Below are 426 nucleotides of genomic sequence, written 5' to 3'. Positions count from 1 at the left end.
TCGGCGATTGGGACGAAGTCGTAACAAGGTAGCCGTACCGGAAGGTGCGGCTGGATCACCTCCTTTCTAAGGAGCATCTCTTTCGCTCGCTGCACACAGGTGTGGTTGAGGAAAGCAGAGGCCATTTCGTTCCCGTATGTGGAACGGTGGTTGCTCATGGGTGGACGCTGACAAGCATTCGTTTTCGTTACTGCCGGCCTCAGTGCTGGTGGGAGAACAAATTATATCGGCATACTGTTGGGTCCTGAGAGAACACGCGAGTGTTTCCTCGAAGGAAGTAACGACAATGTTCAGGCGCGGTCATACCGCAAGAATTTTCTTCTTGTTGGTGTCTGCTTGGAGCCTGAGTGTTGTGTGTTGTTTGAGAACTGCACAGTGGACGCGAGCATCTTTGTTGTAAGTAATGAAGAGCGTACGGTGGATGCC

1 rRNA gene is annotated in these 426 nt (G+C 51.9%); it reads left to right on the top strand.

The features are described from left to right. Window positions 1-66 (top strand): 16S ribosomal RNA (locus AC2ETI_RS32670); the annotation flags it as partial. Window positions 67-426 lie beyond the last annotated feature (360 nt).

The sequence above is a fragment of the Rhodococcus sp. MurmanLake-1 genome (assembly GCF_056945715.1).
Note: the sequence above shows the minus strand (reverse complement) of the source record. Positions and strands in the feature narration are given on the sequence as shown.